This is a genomic window from Rathayibacter sp. RFBD1 (assembly GCF_002932915.1).
GTDB lineage: Bacteria > Actinomycetota > Actinomycetes > Actinomycetales > Microbacteriaceae > Rathayibacter.
In genome coordinates this window covers 128,755-154,198 of the sequence record NZ_PSWQ01000022.1, presented here as the reverse complement: position 1 = coordinate 154,198, position 25,444 = coordinate 128,755, and the positions used below count along the sequence as shown (strand labels likewise).

Genomic DNA, 25,444 nt, shown 5'->3' with positions numbered 1-25,444 from the left:
AGAGGCATGGCGCAGACAGTCGACTTCCGGCCGAAGCCGGGCGAAATCCCGACCCTCCCGGGCGTGTACCGCTTCACGGACGCCCGGGGGCGGGTGCTCTACGTGGGTAAGGCCAAGAACCTCCGCGCGCGGCTGAGCAACTACTTCGCCCCGCTGCCGAGCCTGCACGAGCGCACCCGGCGGATGGTCACCTCGGCCTCCGGCGTCGAGTGGACCGTCGTCGGCACCGACGTCGAGGCCCTGCAGCTCGAGTTCACCTGGATCAACGAGTTCGATCCACCCTTCAACGTCAAGTTCCGCGACGACAAGTCCTACCCCTACATGGCGGTGACGCTCGGCGACGAGGCCCCGCGGGTGATGGTCACGCGGAACGCCAAGATCAGGAAGGCCCGCTACTTCGGGCCCTACCCCAAGATCTGGGCGATCCACGAGACGATCGACCTGATGATCAAGGCGTTCCCGATCAGGACCTGCAACGACTCCAACTACAAGCGCGCCATGCAGAGCGGCAAGCCCTGCTTCGCGTCGCAGATCGGCCGCTGCGGCGGGCCCTGCTCCCACCGCGTCACCTTCGCCGAGCACCGCGAGATGGTCGACCGCTTCGTCGCCTTCATGGGCAGCCACGACCGCCGGATGATCGGCGAGCTCGAGAAGGAGATGCGCGAGGCCGCGGCGGCGATGGAGTACGAGCGCGCGGGGAAGCTGCGCGATCAGGCCGCCGCCCTCGACGCGGTCCTCGCCAAGAGCGCGGTCGTGCTCAAGGACAACGTGGACGTCGACCTCTACGCGATCGTCCACGACGAGCTCGCCGCCTCCGTGCAGCAGTTCCGGGTCCGCGGCGGGCGCATCCGCGGCGAGCGGGGCTGGGTCGTCGACAAGGAGCTCGACATGAGCACGGCGGAGCTCGTCGACACGGCACTCCAGGCCGCCTACGAGACCGGCGACGTCCCGCCCCGGGAGGTCGTCGTGCCGGAGCTGCCCGAGGACACCGAGGCGCTCGAGGAGTGGCTGAGCGGACTGCGCGGCACGAACGTGCGCCTCCGAGCGGCCCAGCGCGGAGACAAGGCCGCCCTCCTCGAGACGGCGACGCAGAACGCGAAGCACTCGCTGATGCTGTACAAGACCCGCCGCTCCGCCGACTTCACCGCTCGGACGCAGGCCCTGGAGGACATCCGCGACGCCCTCGGCATGAGCGAGGCGCCGCTCCGGATGGAGTGCTACGACGTCTCCCACCTCAGCGGCACCAACATCGTCGCCTCGATGGTGGTCTTCGAGGACGGGCTCGCGCGGAAGGACCAGTACCGGCGGTTCTCCATCGCGGAGTCGACGGACGACACCGAGTCGCTGCACCAGGTGCTCACCCGCCGCCTCGCGTACCTCCGCGAGCCGGTCGAGCCCGCGGCGGTCGACCCCGAGACCGGCGAGGCCAAGCGGCGCAAGTTCTCGTACCCCCCGCAGCTGCTGATCGTCGACGGCGGCCAGCCGCAGGTCGCAGCCGCGCAGCGCGCGCTCGACGAGTCCGGGGTGACCGGCATCACCCTCTGCGGGATCGCCAAGCGCCTCGAGGAGATCTGGCTGCCGGACTCCGACTTCCCCGTCATCCTGCCGCGCAACAGCGATGCGCTCTTCCTCTTCCAGCGCATCCGCGACGAGGCGCACCGCTTCGCGATCACCCACCAGAGGACGCGTCGCAAGCGCGACATCTCGTCGCAGCTGGCCGAGGTGCCCGGGCTCGGAGGCACGCGCGTCCGCGACCTGCTGAAGCACTTCGGATCCGTCGCCCGGCTCCGCGAGGCGGGCGAGGCCGAGATCGCCGAGGTCAAGGGCATCGGCCCGACGCTGGCGGGCGCGATCCACGCGCACCTGCATCCGGACGGGTCCGCCGTCGGGGGCACGCCCTAGGCTGGAGGCCCGCGCTCCGGGGGAGAGCGGCCGGTGCCCGGCACCGAGGACACGAGCAGACACGAGCACGGAGAGCGCATGAGCACGGAGAGCGAGCAGCAGGACGTGCTGATCGTCACGGGGATGTCCGGAGCGGGCCGGTCCACGGCCGCGAACGCGCTGGAGGACCTCGGCTGGTACGTCGTCGACAACCTGCCGCCGCAGATGCTGCGCCCGCTGGTCGACCTGGCGCAGCGTGCAGGGGACACGCTGCCGAAGATCGCGGCGGTCGTCGACGTCCGCGGACGCGACTTCTTCGAGGACCTCGGCGACATCGTCCGCGAGCTGCGCGCCGGGGTCGACCTCCGAGTGGTGTTCCTCGAGGCCACCGACGCCGCGCTCGTCCGCCGCTTCGAGCAGGTGCGCCGTCCGCACCCGCTGCAGGGCCGGGGGACCCTCCTCGACGGCATCTCCGCCGAGCGGACGCGCCTCGCTCAGCTGCGGGAGTCGGCCGACATCGTCATCGACACCTCGGACCTCAACATCCACCAGCTGGCCACCAGCATCACCGAGCGCTTCGCCGAGGCCGGCCGCGCGGGCCTCCAGGTCACGGTGATGAGCTTCGGCTTCAAGTACGGGCTGCCGACGGACGCCGACATGGTGGCCGACGCGCGGTTCCTGCCGAACCCGTACTGGATCCCGGAGCTGCGTCCGCACACGGGTCTCGACGAAGAGGTGAGAGACTACGTGCTGGCCCAGCAGGGCGCCGAGGAGTTCATCGACTCCTACTCCCGGGCCCTGCGCCCCGTGCTCGACGGCTACCAGCGCGAGAACAAGCGCCACGCGACCATCGCGATCGGCTGCACGGGAGGCAAGCACCGCTCCGTCGCGGTCGCGGGCCGTGTCGCGGCCCGTCTGGCCGAGCTGCCGGGCGTCGCCGTCAACGTGGCGCACCGCGACCTCGGCCGAGAATGATCCCCGCGCGCTCAGCCGCGCACCCGACGTAAGGAAGACTCCGTGGCCCTCACCGCAGACGTCAAGGGCGAACTGGTCGCGATCGTCTCGCGCAAGAACACCGTCCGTGCCGCCGAACTGGCGACCATCCTCCGCTTCTCCGGAGGACTGCACATCATCTCCAACCGCCTCGCGGTCGAGGTCGAGCTCGACTCCGCCCCGCTCGCGACCCGCGTGCGCCGCGACCTCGCCGAGCTGTACGGCGTCCGCAGCGAGGGCAGCATCGTCTCGGCCGGCGGATCCCGGAGGACCACGAGCTGGCTGGTGCGCGTCGTCGAGGGCGGGGACACCCTCGCCCGGCAGACCGGCCTCCTCGACCAGCGGGGCCGGCCCGTCCGCGGCCTGCCCAACCGCCTCACGACCGGCTCCCGCGAGGAGCTCGCCGCCCTGTGGCGCGGCGCCTTCCTCGCCCAGGGCTCGCTGACCGACCCGGGCCGCTCCGCGGCGCTCGAGATCATCTGCCCCGGCAACGAGGCGGCCATGGCGATCGTCGGAGCCGCCGGACGCCTGGGAGTCCAGGCCAAGTCCCGCGAGGTGCGCGGCGTCCACCGGGTCGTCATCCGCGACGGCGAGAGCATCAGCGCGATGCTCACCCTGATGGGCGCGACCGCGACCGTCGCGAGCTGGGAGGAGCTGCGCCAGCGCCGCGAGGTGCGGGCGACCGCGAACCGCCTCGTCAACTTCGACGACGCGAACCTCCGCCGCTCCGCCCAGGCCGCCGTCGCGGCGTGCGCCCGCGTCGAGCGCGCGATGGAGATCCTGGGCGACGACATCCCCGAGCACCTCCGCTACGCCGGGCGCCTGCGCCTCGCGCACCGCGACGCGAGCCTCGACGAGCTCGGCCACCACGCCGATCCGCCGATGACGAAGGACGCCGTCGCCGGCCGCATCCGCCGCCTCCTCGCGATGGCCGACAAGCGCGCGTCCGACCTCGACATCCCGGGCACCGACGCGAACCTCCCGGCAGAGCTGCAGGACCTGTAGGCCCGGCCGCACGGCGCGCCCCGCCCGGCGAACGCTGAGTGTCTCCTGGTCGAACAACGCAAGCCCTCCGAACGCGGAGGGGCCCCCTCGCTAGACTGATCGGGTCGCTCAGGACACTCCCGGCCCTCCTCCTCCGCCTCGCGGAGGACGCCGAGACGCCGGCGGGTCGCACGGGAGCGACGACCACGAACAGGAGATCGCACATGGCTGACTACACGCTCGCCGAACTGCCCTACGACTACTCGGCCCTCGAGCCGAACATCAGTGGGCGGATCATGGAGCTCCACCACGACAAGCACCACGCGACGTACGTGGCCGGGGCGAACACCGCCCTCGCCTCGCTGCAGGAGGCTCGCGACAGCGAGAACCTCGCGAACGTGAACAAGCTCCAGAAGGACCTCGCCTTCAACCTCGCCGGTCACGTGAACCACACCGTGTTCTGGAACAACCTCTCGCCGGACGGCGGCGACAAGCCCGTCGGCGAGCTCGCCGCGGCCATCGACGACAACTTCGGGTCGTTCGACAAGTTCCGCGCCCACTTCACCGCCTCGGCCCTCGGCATCCAGGGCTCCGGCTGGTCGATCCTCGCCTGGGACTCGCTCGGCGAGAAGCTCATCATCGAGCAGCTCTACGACCACCAGGGCAACCTCGCCGCGGCGACCGTCCCGGTCCTCCTCCTCGACATGTGGGAGCACGCCTTCTACCTCGACTACGTCAACGTGAAGGCCGACTACGTCAAGGCGTTCTGGAACATCGTGAACTGGGCCGACGTCTCCGCGCGCTTCGAGAAGGCCCGCGAGAAGACTTCGGGCCTGCTGCTACTGTCGTAGCGATCTCGGCGTCCCGGGCCCCGCGTCCGGGACGCCCTGTCGTCGGCTTCCACCCCTCCACTGCACCGTCGAGGTGCCTTTCCTCACCAGGAGATATCTGTGTCCGTCAAGATCGGCATCAACGGCTTCGGCCGTATCGGCCGTAACTTCTTCCGTGCAGCCCTCGCCAAGGGCAGCGACCTCGAGATCGTCGCGGTCAACGACCTCACCGACAACAAGGCCCTCGCGCACCTCCTGAAGTACGACTCCATCACGGGCCGCCTCGACGCGACCGTCGAGCTCGACGGCGACCGCATCGTCGTCAACGGCAAGCCGATCATCGTCCTCGAGGAGCGCGACCCCGCGAACCTCCCCTGGGGCGAGCTGGGAGTCGACGTCGTCATCGAGTCGACCGGCCGCTTCACCAAGTCGGAGGACGCGCGCAAGCACATCACCGCGGGTGCCAAGAAGGTCATCGTCTCCGCTCCCGCCACCGGCAGCGACGTCGCGACCCTGGTCCTCGGCGTGAACGAGAACACCTACGACCCCGCGACGCACGACATCATCTCGAACGCGTCCTGCACCACGAACTGCCTCGCGCCGCTCGCCAAGGTGCTGCTCGACAACTTCGGCATCGAGCGCGGCCTGATGACCACGGTCCACGCGTACACCGCCGACCAGAACCTCCAGGACGGCCCGCACAGCGACCTGCGTCGCGCCCGCGCCGCCGCCGTCAACATCATCCCGACCTCGACCGGTGCCGCCAAGGCGCTCGGCCTGGTCATCCCGGAGCTCGTCGGCAAGCTCGACGGCTACGCCCTCCGCGTCCCGGTCCCGACCGGCTCGATCACCGACCTCACCGTCGAGCTGACCAAGCCCGCCACCGTCGAGGAGATCAACGCGGCGTACAAGGCGGCCTCCGAGGGAGACCTCAAGGGCATCCTCAAGTACACTGAGGACCCAATCGTCTCGAGCGACATCGTGACCGACCCGCACTCGTCGATCTTCGACGCGGGCCTCACGAAGGTCATCGGCAGCCAGGTCAAGGTCGCCTCCTGGTACGACAACGAGTGGGGCTACTCCAACCGCCTCGTCGACGTCACCGAGTTCGTCGCCGGCAAGCTCTAAGGGCTGCGCGCAGTGACGCTCCGCACTCTGGACTCACTGGGCTCCCTCGCAGGCAAGCGCGTCGTCGTCCGCTGCGATCTGAACGTCCCCCTGAAGGACGGAACGATCACGGACGACGGCCGCGTGCGCGCGTCGGTGCCCACGCTCCAGCGTCTGGTCTCCGAGGGCGCCCGAGTCGTGGTCGTGAGCCACCTCGGGCGCCCCGAGGGGAAGCCCGAGGCGAAGTACAGCCTCGCTCCCGTCGCCGCCCGCCTCGGCGAGCTGCTCGACGCTCCGGTGGCCTTCGCCGAGGACACCGTCGGGGAGGCGGCCTCGGCCGCCGTCGACGCCCTCGAGGACGGCCAGGTCGTCGTCCTCGAGAACCTCCGGTTCAACGCCGGCGAGACGAGCAAGGACGAGGCCGAGCGCCGCACCTTCGCCGAGAAGCTGGCCGCCTATGGTGACGCCTTCGTCTCCGACGGGTTCGGCGTCGTGCACCGCAAGCAGGCGAGCGTCTACGAGCTCGCCGAGCTTCTCCCCAGCGCCGCCGGCACGCTGATCGCGGCCGAGCTCGAGGTGCTGGAGCGGCTCACCGAGAAGCCCGAGCGCCCCTACGCGGTCGTCCTCGGCGGCTCGAAGGTCTCGGACAAGCTCGGCGTGATCGAGCACCTGCTGCCGAAGGTCGACTCGATCCTCATCGGCGGCGGAATGCTCTTCACCTTCCTCAAGGCCCAGGGCCACGAGGTCGGCGCCAGCCTGCTGGAGGCCGACCAGGTCGACACCGTGCTCGGCTACCTCGCCAAGGCGAAGGAGCTGGGTGTGGAGATCGTTCTGCCGACGGACGTCGTCGTGGCGTCGGAGTTCGGCCCCGACGCCGAGCACCAGGTCGCCTCGGCCGACGCGATCGAGGGCACGCCCTTCGGTGAGAAGGGCCTCGGCCTGGACATCGGACCGGACACCGCCACGCACTTCGCCGAGATCATCGCGGCGTCCGAGACGGTGTTCTGGAACGGCCCCATGGGCGTCTTCGAGCTCGAGCCGTTCGCGGCGGGCACCAAGACCGTCGCGCAGGCGCTCACCGAGGTCGACGGTCTCAGCGTCGTCGGCGGAGGCGACTCCGCCGCGGCCGTCCGCGCCCTCGGGTTCCGCGACGACCAGTTCGGCCACATCTCGACGGGAGGCGGAGCGAGCCTCGAATTCCTCGAGGGCAAGCGCCTCCCCGGACTGGAGGTCCTCGGATGGTAGACACCACCGCCCGCACCCCGCTCATCGCCGGCAACTGGAAGATGAACCTGGACCACCTCCAGGCCATCGCCTTCGTGCAGAAGCTGGCGTGGAGCCTCAAGGACGCCGATCACGACTTCGACGGCGTCGAGGTCGCGGTGTTCCCGCCCTTCACGGACCTCCGGCCCGTGCAGATCCTCGTCGACTCGGACAAGCTGCCGCTCAAGTACGGTGCGCAGGACGTCTCGAAGTTCGACAGCGGCGCCTACACCGGCGAGATCTCGGGCCAGTTCCTGAAGCAGCTCGACTGCGACTACGTGATCGTCGGCCACTCGGAGCGTCGCACGCTCCACGGCGAGACGGACGCGGACATCGCCGCCAAGTCGGCTGCGGCCGTCAATCACGGCGTCGCTCCGATCATCTGCGTCGGCGAGACCGCGGAGGACCTCGAGAAGCACGGCCCGTCGGCTGTGCCGGTCGCCCAGCTGAAGGAGGCCCTCACCGGCCTCCCCGCGGACGCCGACCTCGTCGTCGCCTACGAGCCGGTCTGGGCCATCGGCTCCGGACAGGCCGCGACGCCCGAGCAGGCCCAGCAGGTCTGCAAGGCGCTCCGCGGAGTCGTCGCCGACGTCCTCGGCGCCGACACCGCCGCGAAGACCCGCATCCTCTACGGCGGCTCCGTGAAGTCCGGCAACATCGCCGGCTTCATGCGCGAGCCCGACGTCGACGGAGCACTCGTCGGAGGCGCCAGCCTCCAGGTCGACGAGTTCGCGGCGATCGCGCGATTCCGGAAGCACGTCGGGGTCTGAGCTGCTGCGACGAGAGGGCGGGCCCATCGGGCCCGCCCTCTCGTCGTCCACGCCGCTCCCTGCGCGGCGTGGCGCGGTCGGCTTTCCGACGGGGCGCGGCTCGGGGAGCGGGATGCGTTCAGCTACGTCGATCCGCTGGGACGCGGATCACCGGTTCGCCTCGCTGTCGTCCACGCCGCTCCCTGCGCGGCGTGGCGCGGTCGGCTTTCCGACGGGACGCGGTTCCGGGAGCGGGATGCGTTCGGCTACGTCGATCCGCTGGGACGCGGATCGCCTGTTCGCCTCGGAGATCCCACACCGGCATAACGCGTTGGCCGGTCCGGTGCCGTCAGCTCCTCGCGGGGTGCCCTCCGAGAGCGTGGCGCGTTCGGCTCGATCGATCCGAAAGTACGTGGATCACAGGCTCGCGGTCCGGCGACTGGAGAGGTTGTCGAGGGCATCGCGACGAGGCCACCCGCTCCGCCCCTCGACGGACACTCGTATACATCGCCCCGAACACGGGACGACGCATTCCTCGCGGATTCGCAGGCGCCGTTATACTCGTCGGGGCGCGCAACGCGCCAGAACTTCGAAAGGTACCGCGTGGACATCCTCCAGGTCGTGCTCCAGGTCATCCTGGGCATCACGAGCCTCCTGCTCACCATGCTGATCCTGCTCCACAAGGGGCGCGGCGGCGGACTGTCCGACATGTTCGGGGGCGGAGTCACCTCCAACCTCGGCGCGTCGGGCGTCGCCGAGCGCAACCTGAACCGCATCACCGTGATCCTGGGTGTCGTCTGGCTGGCCTGCATCGTGGTGCTCGGACTCATCACCAAGTTCACCACCGGAGCATAGGGGTACTCGCAATGGCATCAGGCGGCAGTGCAATCCGCGGTTCGCGCGTCGGCGCGGGACCCATGGGCGAGCAGGACCGGGGCTTCCACGCGGAGCGCGTCGCGGTCTCCTACTGGGACGCTCTCGGCAACGAGACGGTGCGCCACTTCTCGGCGGCCCTCCCCGAGGACGAGATCCCCGAGGTGATCGACTCGCCGCAGTCCGGTCTCCCCGCGGGCCGCGACCGGGCGAACCCGCCGCAGGTCGCGAAGACCGAGCCCTACAAGACGCACCTCGCCTACGTGAAGGAGCGCCGCACCGAGGCCGAGGCGGCTCAGCTCCTCGAGGAGGCGCTGCAGCAGTTGCGCGCCCGACGAGGCACCGCGACCCCGTCCTGATCCTCACCGGACGACGAACGACGGAAGGCCCGCCCCCTCGGGGGACGGGCCTTCCGTCGTTTCCGGACCGTGCTCAGTAGCTCGGAGCGATGAGCGACTCGGGGACCTCGGCCGCTGCCTCCTGGTCGACGAAGAACACCGTGCGCTTGCGACCGAACGCGCCCGACGCGGGCACCTCGTTCGTGCTGGCACCCGCGAGCGCGAGGCCCAGGGCCGAGGCCTTGTCGGCGCCGGCGAGCACCATCCAGATGCGGTCCGACTGGTTGATCAGCGGCAGCGAGAGGGTGAGGCGTTCGGGCGGCGGCTTCGGCGAGTTGCGGACGGCGAGGACGCCGGGCGTCGTGGAGCGGATCGCGGAGCGCTCGGGGAACAGCGACGCGATGTGCCCGTCCGGCCCGACGCCGAGGAAGGTGATGTCGAAGCGCGGGTAGTCGCGCCCCTCGGAGGCGTGCTCGCGCAGCTCCGCGTCGTAGGCAGCGGCGGCGCCGTCGAGGTCCAGGCCCTCGTCCGAGGCCGGGTAGGAGTGCACGTTCGCCGCCGGCACATCGAGGACGCTGAAGAGGTCCCCGGCCTGGACGTCGTTGCGGTCCTCGTGGCCGCGGGGCACCCAGCGCTCGTCGCCCCACCAGAAGTGCACGCGCGACCAGTCCACGTTGCCGGCGGCGGAGGAGGAGCCGATCTCCTTGAGCGTGGCGGCTCCCATCGTCCCTCCGGTGAGCACGACGTTCGCCGAACCCAGGTCGTCGAGGACGTCGATCGTCTTGGTGAGGAACCGGGCGGCGACCGAGCCGGCGAGGGTCTGCTTGTCGCGGTGGACCAGCACGCGGCGTTCGGTGGTCATCTCAGGGGACTCCTTCGGGTTCGGGTGCCGATCGGCGGGGTTCGGCTCCGTGTCGGGAAGCTCTGAGGTGCGGGCGCCCTGGACGGGCGCCCACACCTCAGGAGGCGCTGCGGGCCTCGGCCTTCTCAGTGAGCATGTCGACCCCGCGCGAGATCACTTCACCGTACAGGTCATCCGGGTCGAGTCGGCGCAGCTCCTCCGCCAGGCAGTCCCGGAGGCTGCGGCGGGGGAGCGAGATGTCGTGGACCGGCTGATCGGGCTGCGTGAGCGTCGCGACGTTGGGCACCGAGCGCTCGAGCTCGATCACTCCGGAGTCGCGGATGAGCCGCACGCCGTGGATCCCGCTGGACCCGGTGGCGCTGATCGTGAGCTCGTGGTCGACGGGGATGTCGAGCTCGAGCTGCAGCCAGGCGGCGAGCAGGATCGTCGAGGGGGAGTCGGGCGCGCCCGAGACCTCGACGGCCGTGATCGGCTCGTAGGGCGGCTGGTCGAGCACGGCGGCGAGCTGCGCGCGCCAGAGGGTGAGTCGGGTCCAGGCGAAGTCGGTGTCGCCGGGGGCGTAGGTGGACGCGAGGTGGTGCAGCGCCTCCGCCGGGTTCGACTGGGCCGACGCGTCGGTGATCCGCCGAGTGGCGATCCGGCCGATCGGGGACGCGGAGGCGTTGTCCGGAGCGCTGTTCGGCCACCAGGCCACGACGGGGGCGTCGGGGAGGAGCAGGCCCGTGACCAGGCTCTCCTCGTCCTCGGCCGCGTCTCCGTAAGGACGGAGCACGACGACCTCGCTCGCGCCGGCGTCGCCTCCGACCCGGATCTGCGCGTCGACCCGCGCCGTCGCGTCGACCGGCACCGTGGTGGTGCCGTCGTCCTTCGAGACCACGATGACGCGCATCGGGTGCTCGCGGGACGCGTCGTTCGCGGCCTCGATGGCCTCCTCCTCGTGACCCCGCGAGGTCGCGATGATGAGGGTGAGGACGCGGCCGAGGGCGACGGCGCCGCCCTCCTCGCGGATCTTGACGAGGGTCTTCGAGACCTCGCTCGTCGTGGTGTCGGGCAGATCGACGATCATGGACGCCTCCAGGTGCGGCCGTCGCGGGCGAGGAGCTCGTCGGCGGAATCGGGGCCCCAGGTTCCGGGGCGGTACTGCTCGGGCTGGCCCTGCGTGGCCCAGAACTCCTCGATCGGGTCGAGGATCTTCCAGGACAGCTCGACCTCCTCGTGCCGTGGGAAGAGCGGCGGCTCGCCCAGGAGGACGTCGAGGATGAGGCGCTCGTAGGCCTCGGGGCTCGCCTCGGTGAACGCGTGACCGTAGCCGAAGTCCATCGTCACGTCGCGCACCTGCATGCCGGCGCCGGGCACCTTCGAGCCGAAGCGCATGGTGACGCCCTCGTCGGGCTGGACGCGGATGACGAGCGCGTTCTGGCCCAGCGACGTGGTCTGGCTCTCGGCGAAGAGCTGCTTCGGTGCCCGCTTGAACACGACCGCGATCTCGGTGACGCGGCGGCCGAGGCGCTTGCCGGCCCGCAGGTAGAACGGCACGCCGGCCCAGCGTCGGGTGCCGATGTCCAGGCGCATGGCGGCGTAGGTCTCGGTGGTCGAGGTGGGGCTCATGCCGTCCTCCTCGAGGAAGCCGAGCACCTTCTCGCCGCCCTGCCAGCCGCCGGCGTACTGCCCGCGGGCGGTAGAAGTGGAGAGGTCGGCGGGGAGGCGGACGGCCGCGAGGACCTTCTCCTTCTCCGCACGGAGGTCGGCCGCGTCGAACGAGATCGGCTCCTCCATGGCGGTCAGGGCGAGCAGCTGCAGCAGGTGGTTCTGGATGACGTCGCGCGCCGCTCCGATGCCGTCGTAGTAGCCCGCGCGCCCGCCCACGCCGATGTCCTCGGCCATGGTGATCTGCACGTGGTCGACGTAGTTCGAGTTCCAGAGCGGCTCGTACATCATGTTGGCGAAGCGGAGGGCCAGGATGTTCTGGACCGTCTCCTTGCCGAGGTAGTGGTCGATCCGGAAGACGGAGTCGGGCGGGAAGACCGACTCGACGACGTCGTTCAGCTCGCGGGCCGTCTTCAGGTCGCTGCCGAACGGCTTCTCGATGACGACGCGGCGCCACTGGCCGTCCTTCTGCTCGGCGAGGCCGGAGCTGCGCAGCTGCTCGGTGACCTGCGGGAAGGACTTCGGGGGGATGGAGAGGTAGAAGGCGAAGTTGCCGTTCGTGCCGCGCTCGCGGTCGAGGTCGTCGACGGTCGTCTTCAGGCGGGCGAACGCCTCGGGGTCGTCGAACTCGCCCTGCACGAACCGGATGCCCTGCGCGAGCTGCGCCCAGACCTCCTCGTGGAACTCGGTGCGGGCGTGCTTCTTCACGGAGTCGTGGACGACCTGCTCGAAGTCCTGGTCGTCCCAGTCGCGCCGGGCGAATCCGACGAGGGCGAAGCCGGGAGGCAGGAGGCCGCGGTTGGCGAGATCGTAGACCGCGGGCATGAGCTTCTTGCGGGAGAGGTCGCCGGTCACGCCGAAGATGACGAGGCCGCTGGGCCCGGCGATCCGGTTCAACCGGCGGTCGAAGCTCAACCTCAACGGGTTGAACTCGGGGGTGATGTCCACAGACATGTGCAGTGTCCTTCTGTGTGCCGGTGGGACCGGCGCACTGCTATCGGTGAGGGAGGGGGAGGAGCGGGCGGACCCGGCTGCTGCCCCGGGAAGTGGTCGCGGGACGACCGCGGGCACGCCGCCGCGCGCTCGAGAGCGCAGCGGCGGCGTGCCCGTCGGATCAGGTGTTGAGGGCCTCGAAGAGCGCCTCGAGGTCGGCCTCGGGGTCGGTCAGCGTGAGGGTCAGCACCGGCCGGCCGTGCTCGGCGAGCACGCTCGCGTCGCCGGCGGCCTGCGCCAGGATGAGCTGGCCGAAGGTGAACGGGCTGTCCGGGATCTCGAGGTCCACGTCGGAGCGCTCGGTGATCTGGAGGAACACGCCGGTCGGCGCCCCGCCCTTGTGGTACTGCCCGGTCGAGTGCAGGAAGCGCGGGCCCCACCCGAAGGTGACGGGGCGCTGGGCCTGCGCGGCGAGGAGGTCGCGCACGCCCTCGAGCTGCGGGAGCGCGAGGCGGTCGACGTACGCCTGGATCGAGACGTAGCCGCCGTCGCCCAGCTGCGCGAGGAGGCGGTCGACAGCGGCGGCGACGGTCGAGACGCCCTCGGTGACGCTGCTGCTGCCGGTGACCTCGATGCCCGCGTCGGTGAACGCGGGCGCCTCGGGCTCGGGGCGCTTCTCGAGCAGGGCCCGGGTCGCGACCTTCGCCGACTCGACGTCGGGCTGGTCGAACGGGTTGATGCCCAGGAGGCGACCCGCGACGGCGACGGCGTACTCCCACGTCAGCATCTGAGCGCCGAGCGAGCCGGAGAGGAGGATCTCGCCCTCGTGGCGGTCGCGCGGGAACAGGTGCAGCGCCGTGGCGTCCTCGACCAGGCGGACGACCTGCACGTCGGGCAGGTCCTCCGAGAGCTCGGGGGCCAGCGTGCCGAGGACGACGGGGAGGATGCCCGTGCCGTCCTTGCCGGTGGACTCGGCGATGAGCTGCTCCGCCCAGTCGGCGAAGCCGACGATGTCGGTCCCGTCGGCGACGATCGCGAGCTTGTCGCGGCGCGGGCTGGTCGCGGCGATCGCCGCTCCGAGGATCAGGCCCGGGTTCTCGGGGGAGTCCACGGCGAGCCCGAGGGAGGCCTCGGCCGCCTCGTCGAGGAGGGCCTCGATGTCGGCGCCGGCGAGCCCGGACGGCACGAGGCCGAACGCGGAGAGCGCCGAGAAGCGCCCGCCGATGTTCGGGTCGGCGTTGAACACACGGTAGCCGGCCTCGCGGGAGGAGGTGTCCAGGGGCGAGCCCGGGTCGGTCACGATGACGATGCGGTCGAGCGGATCGATGCCCGCCTCCGTGAACGCCTTCTCGTAGGCCTTCTTCTGGCTCGCGGTCTCGACGGTCGAGCCGGACTTCGAGGAGATGACGACCGCGGTCGACGCGAGCCGGTCGTTCAGGGCCGCGAGCACCTGGCCGGGCGCCGTCGAGTCGAGCACGGTGAGCTCGACGCCGGCGGTGCGGGTGATGACCTCGGGCGCGAGCGAGGAGCCGCCCATGCCGCCGAGGACGATGTGGTCGACGCCCTTGGCCTGGAACTCCTCGCGCAGGGCGAGGATCTGGGGGATCAGGGGGCGGGAGACGGTGGTCGACTCGGTCCACCCGAGGCGCTTGGCCGCCTCCTCCTCCGCCGCGGCGCCCCACAGGGTGGGGACCTGGGCGGTGATGCCGGACGCGACCTCGTCGGCGACGAGCTCCGGGACGACGCGGTCGACGGCCTTCTCGGCGTCTCCGCTGACGTGGATCTGGATGGCCATGATCAGGCCTGCGCCTTCGCGCCCTCGAGCGCCGCGGTGACGGTGTCGAGCAGCTCGTTCCAGGAGACGATGAACTTCTCCACGCCCTCCTTCTCGAGCAGCTCGGTGACGTCGGCGTACGAGACGCCCTGCGCCGCGACGGCGTCGAGGACGGCGTTCGCGTCGGCGTACGAGCCCGTGACGGTGTCGCCGGTGATGACGCCGTGGTCGAAGGTCGCCTCGAGGGTCTTCTCGGGCATCGTGTTGACCACGCCGGCCGCGACGAGCTCGGTCACGTAGAGGGTGTCGGGGAGGTCGGTCGACTTGACGCCGGTCGAGGCCCAGAGGGGGCGCTGGCGGTTGGCGCCGGACTCCTGGAGCAGCAGGGCGCGCTCGGTGGCGAACGCCTCGACGAAGACCTCGTAGGCCAGCTGCGCGTTGGCGACGCCGGACTTGCTCTTGAGGGCGCGGGCCTCGTCGGTGCCGACGGCCTCGAGGCGCTTGTCGATCTCGGTGTCGACGCGCGAGACGAAGAACGAGGCGACGGAGTGGATGGTCGACAGGTCGATGCCGGCGTCCTTGGCCTTCTCGAGGCCGGCCAGGTACGCGTTGATGACGGCGCGGTAGCGGGCGAGCGAGAAGATCAGGGTGACGTTCACCGAGATGCCGGAGCCGATGACCTCCGTGATGGCCTCGAGGCCCTCGACGGTCGCGGGGATCTTGATCATCGCGTTGGGGCGGTCGACCTTGGCCCAGAGGGCCTTGGCCTGCTCGATGGTGCCCTGGGCGTCGTGCGCCAGGCCGGGCTCGACCTCGATCGACACGCGGCCGTCGTAGCCGTTGGTCGCGTCGTAGATCGGGCGGAAGATGTCGGACGCCGCGGCGACGTCGTCGGTGGTGATCTCGAAGACGGCGTCGGTCACCGAGGTGCCGGCGGAGGCGAGCTCGCGCACCTGGGCGTCGTAGGACTCGCCGTTGGTCAGGGCCGCGGCGAAGATCGTGGGGTTCGTGGTGACTCCGACGACGTTCTTCTCCTCGATGAGCTTCTGCAGCCCTCCGGTGGAGATGCGCGAGCGGGAGAGGTCGTCGAGCCAGATGCTGACGCCGGCGGCGGAGAGCTCTGCGGTGGGGGTGTTCTCGGTCATGTCTCTTCTTCTTCTGCGTAGGTGGTGCGTGGTGTGAGGGGGAGCCGCTGCTCCGACGGCGAAGGCCGCGTCCGTGGTGGACGCGGCCTTCGGGTCAGGAGGCTGCGAGCGACTCCTTGGCGGCGGACAGTGCCGCCTCGGTGGTGATCCCGAACTCGCGGAACAGGGTCTTGTAGTCGGCCGAGGCGCCGAAGTGCTCGATCGAGACGGAGCGGCCGGCGTCGCCGACGTACTTCTGCCAGCCCAGGCTCAGGCCGGCCTCGATCGAGACGCGCGCCTTCACCGAGGAGGGCAGGACCTTCTCGCGGTACTCGGCGTCCTGCTCCTCGAACCACTCGAGGGACGGAGCCGAGACGACGCGGGCGTTGACGCCCTCGCTCCTCAGGGCCTCGCGCGCCTCGACGGCGATCTGGACCTCGGAGCCGGTCGCGATGAAGATCACGTCCGGGGTGCCGCCCGGCGCCTCGGCCAGGATGTAGGCACCACGGGCGACGTTCGCGGCGGAGGCGAAGGTCTCGCCCTCCGCGTCGCCCTCGCCGCGCTCGAACACCGGGATGTTCTGACGGGTGAGCGCGAGGCCGGCGGGGCCCTCGCGGCGCTCGAGGATGGTCTTCCAGGCGTAGGCGACCTCGTTCGCGTCGCCGGGGCGGACGACGTCCAGGCCCGGGATCGCGCGGAGGGTCGACAGCTGCTCGACCGGCTGGTGCGTCGGGCCGTCCTCGCCGAGCGCCACGGAGTCGTGGGTCCAGACGTAGATGGCCGGCGCCTTCATGAGCGCGGCGAGACGGACCGCCGGGCGCATGTAGTCGGAGAAGATCAGGAAGGTGCCGCCGAAGGGGCGGGTGTTGCCGTGCAGGACGATCCCGTTGAGGATCGCGCCCATGGCGTGCTCGCGGATGCCGAAGTGCAGCACGCGGCCGCCCTTCTTCCCGGTCCACTCGTGGGTCGAGAACTCCGTCGGGACGAAGGAGCCGGCTCCCTCGATCGTCGTGTTGTTCGACTCGGCGAGGTCGGCGGAGCCGCCCCACAGCTCGGGGATCACGCCGGCGAGGGCGTTGATGACCTTGCCGGACGCGGCGCGGGTCGAGACCTCCTTGCCGGGCTCGAAGACGGGGAGCGCCTCCTGGACGCCCTCGGGCAGCTCGCCCGAGAGGACCCGGTCGAGCAGCTCCTTCTTCTCGGGGTTCGCGGACGCCCAGGCGGCGAGCTGCTCGTCCCACTCGGCGTGCTGGGCCTGGCCGCGCTCGACGGCCTTGCGGGTGTGCTCGATGACCTCGTCGGCGACGTCGAAGGTCTTCTCGGGGTCGAAGCCGAGCACCTCCTTGAGTCCGCGGAGCTCGTCGGCGCCCAGGGCGGAGCCGTGGATCTTGCCGGTGTTCTGCTTCTTCGGCGACGGCCAGCCGATGATGGTGCGCAGGATGATGAGCGACGGCTTGTCGGTCTCGCCCTTCGCGGCCTCGATCGCGGCGTGCAGCTCGGCGACGTCCTCGTGGTACTCGCCGGTCTTCTTCCAGTCGACGACCTGGACCTGCCAGTCGTAGGCCTCGTAGCGCGCCTTGACGTCCTCGGTGAAGGCGATGTTGGTGTCGTCCTCGATCGAGATCTGGTTGGAGTCGTAGATGACGACCAGGTTGCCGAGCTTCTGGTGGCCGGCCAGCGAGGAGGCCTCGCTGGTGACGCCCTCCTGCAGGTCGCCGTCGCCGGCGATCACGTAGACGAAGTGGTCGAACGGGGAGGTGCCCGCGGCGGCCTCCGGGTCGAACAGGTCGCGCTCGAAGCGCGAGGCGTAGGCGAAGCCCACGGCGGAGGCGAGGCCCTGGCCGAGCGGCCCGGTGGTGATCTCGACGCCGTCGGTGTGGCCGTACTCCGGGTGGCCCGGGGTCTTCGAGCCCCAGGTGCGCAGCGCCTTGAGGTCGTCGAGCTCGAGTCCGTAGCCGCCCAGGTAGAACTGGACGTACTGGGTCAGCGAGGAGTGGCCGACCGACAGGATGAACCGGTCGCGGCCGATCCAGGTCGCGTCGGACGGATCGCGGCGCATGACCTTCTGGAACAGGAGGTAGGCGGCGGGCGCGAGGCTCATGGCGGTTCCGGGATGGCCGTTGCCGACCTTCTCGACCGCATCCGCGGCGAGAACCCTCGCCGTGTCGACTGCCTTCTCGTCAATGGATTCCCATTGCAGTTCTGACACTTGGTACTGACCCTTCTCGAGACGTGGGGCAGACGGGGACCGTCCGCCCTCTCGCATGGTGGAGCACGCCGCATGACGACTTCGACACGATGCTCCGGCGACGGCCCTCTCGGCCCCGTGCCGACGATCGTCGGGCGGGCTCGGGTGCGTGCCGGGCGCTCTGGCGAGCAGTCCCGAGTATACGGAGGGGGGTGCGCCGCCGACCGGGGGTTGCGTGGTCGCATATGTCTGCGTCCGATTGGACAAGCGTGCACGCCGGGCCCGGCTCCCGGACGGGCGCATTACACTCGTTCGGGATCATCGAATCGTTAGAGGAGCAATGGACGCAGTCGTGGAGACCACCGCCGTCGAGCGGGACGGGGCGTCGCCGACGACCCTCTCGCGCAAGGTGAAGGCCTTCGTCGCTCTGACGAAGCCGCGCGTGATCGAGCTGCTCCTCGTGGTGACCGCTCCGACGATGATCCTGGCGCAGGGCGGGATCCCGAACCTGCTGCTGGTCCTCAACGTCCTGATCGGCGGCGCCCTGAGCGCCGGGTCGGCGGGCGCGTTCAACTGCTACTTCGACCGCGACATCGACCGGATCATGAACCGGACGAAGAACCGGCCGCTCGTGACCGGGGAGATCTCGGACCGGTCCGCGCTCGTCTTCGCGACCACGATCGGCGTCCTGTCGATCGTCTGGCTCGGCCTCACGGCCAACTGGCTCTCCGCGGGCCTCTCGCTCGCCGCGATCCTGATCTACGTCGTGTTCTACACGCTCTTCCTCAAGCGCCGGACGCCGCAGAACATCGTGTGGGGCGGCATCGCGGGCTGCATGCCGGTGCTGATCGGCTGGGCGGCGGTCACCGGCTCGCTCGACTGGGCCCCCGTCATCCTCTTCTCCGTCATCTTCCTCTGGACGCCGCCGCACTACTGGCCGCTGTCGATGAAGTACCGGGACGACTACCAGGCCGCCGGCGTGCCGATGCTGGCCGTCGTGCGCGGACGCACGATCGTCGGGCTCCAGGTCATCCTCTACGCCTGGGCCACCGTCGCCTGCTCGCTCCTGCTGATCCCCGTCGCCGGCATGGGGGTGCTCTACACGGTGGTCGCGCTCGGCAGCGGAGTCTGGTTCATCGCCGAGACGCACCGCCTCTACAGCCTCGCGATCCGTCACGAGCACGTCTCGCCGATGCGGGTGTTCCACGGGTCCATCGGATACCTCACCCTGCTCTTCCTCGCCGTCGGCATCGACCCGCTGCTGCCCTTCTGATGGTGACGCCGTTCTCCTTGCTCGCCGAGCGGGTGACCCTCGGTCCGCGCGCACTGCGCTGGGGGACCACCGCGGCGCTCGTCGCGAGCATCCTGATCATCTTCTTCGGGGGCGTCGTCCGGCTGACCGGCTCGGGCCTCGGCTGCCCCACCTGGCCGGCGTGCGAGCCGGGCTCGCTCACCTCGACCCCAGAGCTCGGGATCCACGGCTTCATCGAGTTCACGAACCGCGCGTTCACCGGCGTCCTCGTGGTCGCGGTGGGCTGGGCGATCACGGCCGCGCGCCTGCAGAAGCCGCGCGACCGCACCATGACCCGGCTCGCCTGGTCGCAGTTCTGGCTCGTCGTCGCGAACGCCCTCGCGGGCGGCGCGACCGTGCATTCGGGCCTCAACCCGTACATCGTGGCCGGGCACTTCGTTCTCGCCATCGCCCTCCTCACCACCACCGCACTGACGTGGCACCGCGCCCACCGCTCGCAGTCCGTGGCCTTCGAGCCGGACCGCGCGACGCGGGCGCTCAGCATCGGGCTCGTCGGCCTGACGCTCCTCGTGATCCTCGTGGGGACCCTCGTGACGGGGACCGGTCCGCACGCCGGCGACTCCGCGGAGGTGCCCCGCATGCAGTTCCACTGGGAGAGCGTGACCGTCGTGCACGGCGTGCTCGGCACAGCGGTGCTCGTCGTGGGCGCCGCGCTGCTCCTACGCCTGTCGCGGGCGGCGGGCTCGGAGCTCGCCCGGCGGCGCGTGATCGCCTTCCTCGTGGTCGTCGTGCTGCAGGCGCTGGTCGGGGTGGCGCAGTCGCTCACCGCGCTGCCCGAGACGCTCGTCGCGGTGCACCTCCTCGGCTCGGCGCTCATCTGGGTCGGCGCGGTCCGCGTGCTGCTCGACGTGAACCCGAGGCTGTTCACCGTGCGCGCCCAGCGCCGGGACGCCGCCCAGGAGCTCCAGCCCGCCGCCTGACCGCGGGCTCCGGCTCGGCGGAGAGCAGGTGCCGCCGGAGGCGCAGGAGAACGCGGGGGAGCGCCCGCAGCGGGAGGTCGGCCGCGATCGCGCGGGCGAGAGGGCCGAACGCCCGTGCGGGTCCGGCCGGCAGGCGGGCGCCCACCAGTGCGGTCACGAGTCGGGCGGGGATCGGGGTCGATGCGTTGTTCGTCATGGCGGAACCGAATCACGGACCACCGACATCGGTATGGCCATGCGCGTGTGGAGGTGCGCCGCCGGCGCCCGGCCGACACCCAGGTGAGGAGGTTCCGCTGAACGGCGGACGCCGGTAGAATGAGAAGCTGGTCACGGTTCGACGCACCCTGCGCACGTGATCCGCACACGGCCCGATGGAGCGCCGACGCACACCTCCGGAATCCAGGGACGCACATCATCCGCTCCGCGCATCAGATCGATCGCGCGACCGGCCGGAGAGCACCCGCGGGCCACCCCCGGGGGAATGACTCCGGGACCCGACCGGTTAGCAGTGGGTAGGAAACGAGGTACACATGTCAGACATCCTGATCGACCGCCCCGAGCTCGAGAGCCTGGGCGTCTACGAGTTCGGCTGGTCCGACTCGGACTCCGCCGGAGCCTCCGCACGACGCGGCATCTCGCCCGAGGTCGTCTCCGACATCTCCGCGCTCAAGAACGAGCCCGCCTGGATGCGCGACCGCCGCATGAAGGCCCTGAAGCTCTTCGAGCGCAAGCCCATGCCGACGTGGGGCGCCGACCTGTCGGACATCGACTTCGACAACATCAAGTACTTCGTCCGCTCCACCGAGAAGCAGGCGCAGACCTGGGACGACCTCCCGGACGACATCAAGAACACGTACGAGAAGCTCGGCATCCCGGAGGCGGAGCGCCAGCGCCTCGTCGGCGGTGTCGCGGCCCAGTACGAGTCCGAGGTCGTCTACCACCAGATCCGCGAGGACCTGGAGGAGCAGGGCGTCATCTTCATGGACACCGACACGGCGCTGCGCGAGCACCCCGAGATCTTCGAGGAGTACTTCGGCACCGTCATCCCCGCGGGCGACAACAAGTTCGCGGCGCTGAACACCGCGGTCTGGTCCGGCGGCTCCTTCGTGTACGTCCCCAAGGGCGTCCACGTCGACATCCCGCTGCAGGCCTACTTCCGGATCAACACCGAGAACATGGGCCAGTTCGAGCGGACCCTGATCATCGCGGACGAGGACAGCTACGTCCACTACATCGAGGGCTGCACGGCTCCGATCTACAAGTCGGACTCGCTGCACTCGGCCGTGGTCGAGATCATCGTGAAGAAGAACGCCCGCGTGCGCTACACGACGATCCAGAACTGGTCGAACAACGTCTACAACCTCGTCACCAAGCGCGCGATCGCGCACGAGGGCGCGACGATGGAGTGGATCGACGGCAACATCGGCTCGAAGGTCACGATGAAGTACCCGTCGATCTTCCTGGTCGGCGAGCACGCCAAGGGCGAGACCCTCTCCGTCGCGTTCGCGGGCCCCGGCCAGCACCAGGACGCCGGCGCGAAGATGGTCCACATGGCGCCGTACACGCAGTCGTCGATCGTCTCGAAGTCGATCGCCCGCGGCGGCGGTCGCGCCGGATACCGCGGCGAGGTCCGGGTGGACGCGAACGCGCACCACTCGGCGAACACCGTGCGCTGCGACGCCCTCCTGGTCGACACCATCTCGCGCTCCGACACCTACCCGGCGATCGACATCCGCGTCGACGACGTGCAGCTCGGCCACGAGGCGACGGTGTCGAAGGTCAGCGAGGAGCAGCTCTTCTACCTGATGTCGCGCGGCCTGCCGGAGGACGAGGCGATGGCCATGATCGTCCGCGGCTTCATCGAGCCGATCGCGCGCGAGCTGCCCATGGAGTACGCCCTCGAGCTGAACAAGCTCATCGAGATGGGGATGGAGGGCAGCGTCGGTTGACGCCCGCCTCCCCCCTCGAAGGGGCGCCCGGACGGGGCGCCCCGCACCCATCGAAAGGAACCACCGCCAGATGACGGTCCCCACGAGCGCCGCGACCCCCGAGATCGACGGCACGGCCGCCGCTGAGCGCCTGGGCATCAGCGCCCACTCCGACGGGGCGTTCACGCCCGTGCAGACGCGCTCCGAGCGCTTCGCGTCGGTCGACGTCGAGGCCTTCGAGGCCGTCACCGGCCGCGAGATCGCCTGGAAGCTGACGCCCGTCGCCCGCCTGGGCGATCTCATCGACGGCGCGCTCGACGGCTCGCCCGCCCCGGTCGAGCACACGCCGGTGGACGGTGTCGACGTCTCGTGGGTCGGCCGCGACGACCAGCGGATCGGCACCGCCGGCCTCCCCGAGGACCGCGCCGCCGCGAACGCCTGGTCGAGCTTCGAGAAGGCCCTCGCCGTCCGCGTGACGGGCGAGGACGAGAAGGTCGCCACCCTCGTCCGCTCGGGCCTCGGCTCCGCACCCCGCGCCGCGCACACGATCATCGAGGCGGCGCCCTACGCCCGCGCCGTCGTCGTGCTGCAGAACGAGGGGGAGGCCTCCCTCGCGGAGAACGTGGAGATCCTCGTCGGCGAGGGCGCGCAGCTCACCGTCGTCACCGTGCAGGAGTGGGCGGACGACGCCCGGCACCTGGCCAACCACTTCGTGCGGGTCGGACGCGACGCGAAGGTGAAGCACATCGTGGTCACGCTCGGCGGCTCCATCGTCCGGGTGAACCCCTCGGCGCACCTCGTCGAGCGCGGAGCGGACGGCGAGCTCTTCGGCCTGTACTTCGCCGACGGCGGCCAGCACCTCGAGCAGCAGGTGTACGTCGACCACGACGCCCCCGACACCCGCAGCCGCGTGACCTACAAGGGCGCGCTGCAGGGCGAGGGCGCGCGCACCGTCTGGATCGGCGACGTCCTGATCCGCAACAGCGCCACCGGCACCGACAGCTACGAGCAGAACCGCAACCTGGTCCTCTCGGACGGCACGCGCGCCGACTCCATCCCGAACCTCGAGATCGAGACCGGTGACATCGCCGGAGCGGGGCACGCCTCGGCGACCGGCCGCTTCGACGACGAGCAGCTCTTCTACCTGCAGTCCCGCGGGATCCGCGAGGACGAGGCGCGACGCCTGGTCGTGCGCGGGTTCCTCAGCGAGATCGTGCAGCAGATCAAGGTCGCCGAGCTCGAGGACCGCCTGCAGCTCGCGATCGAGGCGGAGCTCGCCGGGAGCGCCGGCCAGACCGGCTCCTCCCGCGGAGCTGCGGTCAGCGCATGAGCAACGCCGCGATGATCTGCTCGGTCTCCGAGCTGATCCCCAACCAGGCCATGCGTGTCGAGGTCGACGGAGTCGCGATCGCGGTCGTGCAGGACTCCGCCGGCGAGATCCACGCCATCGGCGACACCTGCACCCACGGCGAGATCTCGCTCTCCGAGGGCTTCGTCGAGGGCGACAGCCTCGAGTGCTGGGCGCACGGCTCCCAGTTCTCCCTCCGCACCGGCACCCCGCTGAACCTCCCGGCCTACGAGCCGGTCCCCGTCTTCGTCGTCGAGATCATCGACGGCGACGTCTACATCGACCCGACCGTCACGAAGGAAGTCTGAATGTCCGTTCTCCAGATCAGCGATCTCCACGTCAGTGTCGAGACCGAGCAGGGGACCAAGCAGATCCTCCGCGGTGTCGATCTCACCATCAACCAGGGTGAGATCCACGCGATCATGGGCCCCAACGGGTCCGGCAAGTCCACCCTCGCGTACACGATCGCGGGACACCCCAAGTACCACGTCGACGGCGGCTCGATCACCCTCGACGGCGTCGAGGTCCTCGACATGTCCGTCGACGAGCGCGCCCGCGCGGGACTCTTCCTCGCCATGCAGTACCCGGTCGAGATCCCCGGTGTGACCAACACCAACTTCCTCCGCACCGCCAAGACCGCGATCGCCGGCGAGGCGCCCGCGATCCGCACGTGGACGAAGGACGTCAAGTCGGCGATGGCGAACCTCCGCATGGACTCGTCCTTCGCGGCGCGCAACGTCAACGAGGGCTTCTCGGGCGGCGAGAAGAAGCGCAACGAGATCCTCCAGCTCGAGCTGCTCGCCCCGCAGTTCGCCGTCCTCGACGAGACCGACTCCGGCCTCGACGTCGATGCGCTCAAGATCGTGTCGGAGGGAGTCAACCGCGCCCACCAGAGCACCGGTCTCGGCGTGCTGCTGATCACGCACTACACGCGGATTCTCCGCTACATCCAGCCCGACTTCGTCCACGTCTTCGTCGCCGGCCGCGTCGCCGAGCAGGGCGGCAAGGAGCTCGCCACCCGGCTCGAGGACGAGGGCTACGACCGCTTCCTGACCTCGGCGACGGTCTGATCATGGCGGTCACCACTCTCGAGCCGAAGCTCTTCGACCAGGTCGAGGAGGCCCTCAAGGACGTCATGGACCCCGAGCTCGGGGTCAACGTGGTCGACCTGGGACTCATCTACGACCTGGGCTGGGACGACGAGAACGACGCCCTCGTCATCCACATGACCCTCACCTCGGCGGGCTGCCCGCTGACCGACGTGCTCGAGGAGCAGACCGCCGAGTCGCTCGACGGCATCGTCGAGGCGTTCCGGATCAACTGGGTCTGGATGCCGCCGTGGGGTCCCGACCGGATCACCGAGGACGGGCGCGACATGATGCGCGCACTGGGCTTCTCGATCTAGCCGCTGCACACCGACGCTGAAGGGCCGGGAGGAGTCGTCCTCCCGGCCCTTCGGCGTCTCTGTCGTCTCCAGCCGGTCGCAGTCCGTCGCGGAGTCGGAACGGCCGGACGGGTCGACTCCGGCGTCGAGGGCCGTCGTGGCCCCCGCCGGTCGAGTAGGTGGAGGTGCCCACCGAGGTCGAGCAGGTGGACCGGGCGGCTCGACCTCTGCCGGACGCCCGAAGGGCCGGGAGGAATCGTCCTCCCGGCCCTTCGGCGTCCGTGCGACCGCTCAGCGCGAGCGGCGCGAGAGCATCGCCCAGGTGGTGGGGAGCAGCGCGGCAGCGACCAGCGCCTTGAGCGCGTCGCCGACCAGGAAGGGCACGAGTCCCGCGGAGAGGACGGAGCCGAGGTCGGCTGGCAGCCCCAGCGAGGCGAGGGCGGCGGCCAGCCAGGGCAGGCCGACGAGGTAGATGGTGGCGGTGCCGGCGAGGAAGGTCACCAGCGTGCCGAGGACGCGACGGTCCCACTGCCGCTGGGCGAGCCACCCGGTGACGATCGACGCGAGGACGAAGCCGACGATGTAGCCGCCGGTGGGACCCGCGAGGACCGCCCAGCCGTGCGAGCCCTCGGTGAAGACCGGGGCGCCGAGAGCGCCGACGAGCGCGTACACGAGCATGGACAGCGCGCCGCGGAGTGCGCCGAGCGTCGTGCCGACCAGGAGGACCGCGAAGGTCTGGCCCGTGAAGGGGACCGGCCACATCGGGATGAACAGCTGCGCCATCGCTGCGGTGAGACCCGCACCCGCGAGCACCAGCAGGGCGTCGGTCGCGACGGAGCGGGTGACGAGCCGGTCGGCGAGGACCGGGCGCGGGAGGGCGGAAGAGGAAGGGGACATGGGTGATCTCCGAGAGTCCTGGTCGCCCGAGAGCGAGGAGCGAGCGCGTCCGCGGTGAGCGGACGTGGATCCGCCCCGCGGCTCAGGAAATATACTAGGGGGCTGCCGC

General features: G+C 70.4%; 23 protein-coding genes. 16 read left to right on the top strand and 7 right to left on the bottom strand.

Translation table 11 applies throughout. From position 1 onward, the window contains the following. Positions 1-6 precede the first annotated feature (6 nt). From uvrC to C5D50_RS12800, 9 genes are all read left to right on the top strand, one after another. The gene (gene uvrC / locus C5D50_RS12840; RefSeq protein WP_104268633.1) at positions 7-1,902 is read left to right on the top strand and encodes an excinuclease ABC subunit UvrC; all 1,896 of its coding nucleotides are present in this window, start codon (positions 7-9) and stop codon (positions 1,900-1,902) included. A 78-nt stretch (positions 1,903-1,980) separates the two neighbouring features. Next, positions 1,981-2,856: an RNase adapter RapZ gene (gene rapZ, locus C5D50_RS12835; RefSeq protein WP_097166020.1), complete on the top strand. Its 876-nt coding sequence runs from the start codon at positions 1,981-1,983 to the stop codon at positions 2,854-2,856. Between the two features lie 42 nt (positions 2,857-2,898). Next, the gene (gene whiA, locus C5D50_RS12830) at positions 2,899-3,879 is read left to right on the top strand and encodes a DNA-binding protein WhiA (protein WP_104221905.1); all 981 of its coding nucleotides are present in this window, start codon (positions 2,899-2,901) and stop codon (positions 3,877-3,879) included. A 203-nt stretch (positions 3,880-4,082) separates the two neighbouring features. Beyond that, positions 4,083-4,709 carry a superoxide dismutase gene (locus tag C5D50_RS12825; RefSeq protein WP_104221907.1) on the top strand — a complete coding sequence of 209 codons (627 nt, stop codon included), beginning with the start codon at positions 4,083-4,085 and terminating at the stop codon, positions 4,707-4,709. 99 nt (positions 4,710-4,808) lie between these two features. Beyond that, on the top strand, positions 4,809-5,816 hold the full coding sequence (gene gap, locus C5D50_RS12820; protein ID WP_104221909.1) for a type I glyceraldehyde-3-phosphate dehydrogenase: 1,008 nt from the start codon (positions 4,809-4,811) through the stop codon (positions 5,814-5,816). Positions 5,817-5,828: 12 nt separating this feature from the next. After that, positions 5,829-7,040, top strand: coding sequence for a phosphoglycerate kinase (locus C5D50_RS12815; protein ID WP_104289017.1), 1,212 nt, complete (start codon positions 5,829-5,831; stop codon positions 7,038-7,040). After that, complete coding sequence (tpiA, locus tag C5D50_RS12810) at positions 7,034-7,828, top strand: triose-phosphate isomerase (protein WP_104283675.1); 795 nt, start codon at positions 7,034-7,036, stop codon at positions 7,826-7,828. Before C5D50_RS12815 ends, tpiA begins: the two co-directional genes overlap by 7 nt. 582 nt (positions 7,829-8,410) lie before the next feature. Then, complete coding sequence (gene secG / locus C5D50_RS12805; RefSeq protein WP_104221915.1) at positions 8,411-8,662, top strand: preprotein translocase subunit SecG; 252 nt, start codon at positions 8,411-8,413, stop codon at positions 8,660-8,662. 11 nt (positions 8,663-8,673) lie between these two features. Next, complete coding sequence (locus C5D50_RS12800) at positions 8,674-9,039, top strand: RNA polymerase-binding protein RbpA (RefSeq protein WP_055791968.1); 366 nt, start codon at positions 8,674-8,676, stop codon at positions 9,037-9,039. A 73-nt stretch (positions 9,040-9,112) separates the two neighbouring features. Here C5D50_RS12800 and pgl read toward each other — a convergent pair whose 3' ends face one another. From pgl to tkt, 6 genes are all read right to left on the bottom strand, one after another. Then, complete coding sequence (gene pgl, locus C5D50_RS12795; protein WP_104283674.1) at positions 9,113-9,880, bottom strand: 6-phosphogluconolactonase; 768 nt, start codon at positions 9,878-9,880, stop codon at positions 9,113-9,115. 97 nt (positions 9,881-9,977) lie between these two features. Then, positions 9,978-10,946 (bottom strand): glucose-6-phosphate dehydrogenase assembly protein OpcA, encoded by a 969-nt coding sequence (locus tag C5D50_RS12790; RefSeq protein WP_104232638.1) that lies wholly within the window; start codon positions 10,944-10,946, stop codon positions 9,978-9,980. Then, positions 10,943-12,481, bottom strand: a complete 1,539-nt coding sequence (gene zwf, locus C5D50_RS12785; RefSeq protein WP_104225293.1) for a glucose-6-phosphate dehydrogenase — start codon at positions 12,479-12,481, stop codon at positions 10,943-10,945. Before zwf ends, C5D50_RS12790 begins: the two co-directional genes overlap by 4 nt. Positions 12,482-12,641: 160 nt before the next feature. After that, positions 12,642-14,255 (bottom strand): glucose-6-phosphate isomerase, encoded by a 1,614-nt coding sequence (locus C5D50_RS12780; protein WP_104221922.1) that lies wholly within the window; start codon positions 14,253-14,255, stop codon positions 12,642-12,644. A 2-nt stretch (positions 14,256-14,257) separates the two neighbouring features. After that, the gene (gene tal / locus C5D50_RS12775) at positions 14,258-15,379 is read right to left on the bottom strand and encodes a transaldolase (protein WP_104221924.1); all 1,122 of its coding nucleotides are present in this window, start codon (positions 15,377-15,379) and stop codon (positions 14,258-14,260) included. 94 nt (positions 15,380-15,473) lie between these two features. Next, positions 15,474-17,567 carry a transketolase gene (gene tkt, locus C5D50_RS12770; RefSeq protein WP_104255364.1) on the bottom strand — a complete coding sequence of 698 codons (2,094 nt, stop codon included), beginning with the start codon at positions 17,565-17,567 and terminating at the stop codon, positions 15,474-15,476. 319 nt (positions 17,568-17,886) lie between these two features. On the opposite strand from tkt, the gene C5D50_RS12765 reads away from it, so the two are divergent. The 7 genes from C5D50_RS12765 to C5D50_RS12735 all read left to right on the top strand — a co-directional run bounded on the left by C5D50_RS12765 (position 17,887) and on the right by C5D50_RS12735 (position 24,459). Next, complete coding sequence (locus tag C5D50_RS12765; RefSeq protein ID WP_104232635.1) at positions 17,887-18,819, top strand: heme o synthase; 933 nt, start codon at positions 17,887-17,889, stop codon at positions 18,817-18,819. Next, positions 18,819-19,778, top strand: a complete 960-nt coding sequence (locus C5D50_RS12760; protein ID WP_104250364.1) for a heme A synthase — start codon at positions 18,819-18,821, stop codon at positions 19,776-19,778. The genes C5D50_RS12765 and C5D50_RS12760 overlap by 1 nt, the downstream gene beginning before the upstream one ends. 530 nt (positions 19,779-20,308) lie before the next feature. Next, positions 20,309-21,727, top strand: coding sequence for a Fe-S cluster assembly protein SufB (sufB, locus tag C5D50_RS12755; RefSeq protein ID WP_104221933.1), 1,419 nt, complete (start codon positions 20,309-20,311; stop codon positions 21,725-21,727). Between the two features lie 70 nt (positions 21,728-21,797). Continuing rightward, positions 21,798-23,036 (top strand): Fe-S cluster assembly protein SufD, encoded by a 1,239-nt coding sequence (gene sufD, locus C5D50_RS12750; protein WP_104283672.1) that lies wholly within the window; start codon positions 21,798-21,800, stop codon positions 23,034-23,036. Further along, complete coding sequence (locus C5D50_RS12745) at positions 23,033-23,362, top strand: non-heme iron oxygenase ferredoxin subunit (RefSeq protein WP_077222834.1); 330 nt, start codon at positions 23,033-23,035, stop codon at positions 23,360-23,362. The genes sufD and C5D50_RS12745 overlap by 4 nt, the downstream gene beginning before the upstream one ends. Next, the gene (gene sufC, locus C5D50_RS12740) at positions 23,363-24,124 is read left to right on the top strand and encodes a Fe-S cluster assembly ATPase SufC (protein WP_104221937.1); all 762 of its coding nucleotides are present in this window, start codon (positions 23,363-23,365) and stop codon (positions 24,122-24,124) included. 2 nt (positions 24,125-24,126) lie between these two features. Next, complete coding sequence (locus C5D50_RS12735) at positions 24,127-24,459, top strand: metal-sulfur cluster assembly factor (protein WP_104221939.1); 333 nt, start codon at positions 24,127-24,129, stop codon at positions 24,457-24,459. A gap of 270 nt (positions 24,460-24,729) precedes the next feature. Here the strand turns inward: C5D50_RS12735 and C5D50_RS12730 are convergent, their stop codons facing one another. Beyond that, positions 24,730-25,335 carry a biotin transporter BioY gene (locus C5D50_RS12730; protein ID WP_104232632.1) on the bottom strand — a complete coding sequence of 202 codons (606 nt, stop codon included), beginning with the start codon at positions 25,333-25,335 and terminating at the stop codon, positions 24,730-24,732. Positions 25,336-25,444: the final 109 nt, after the last annotated feature.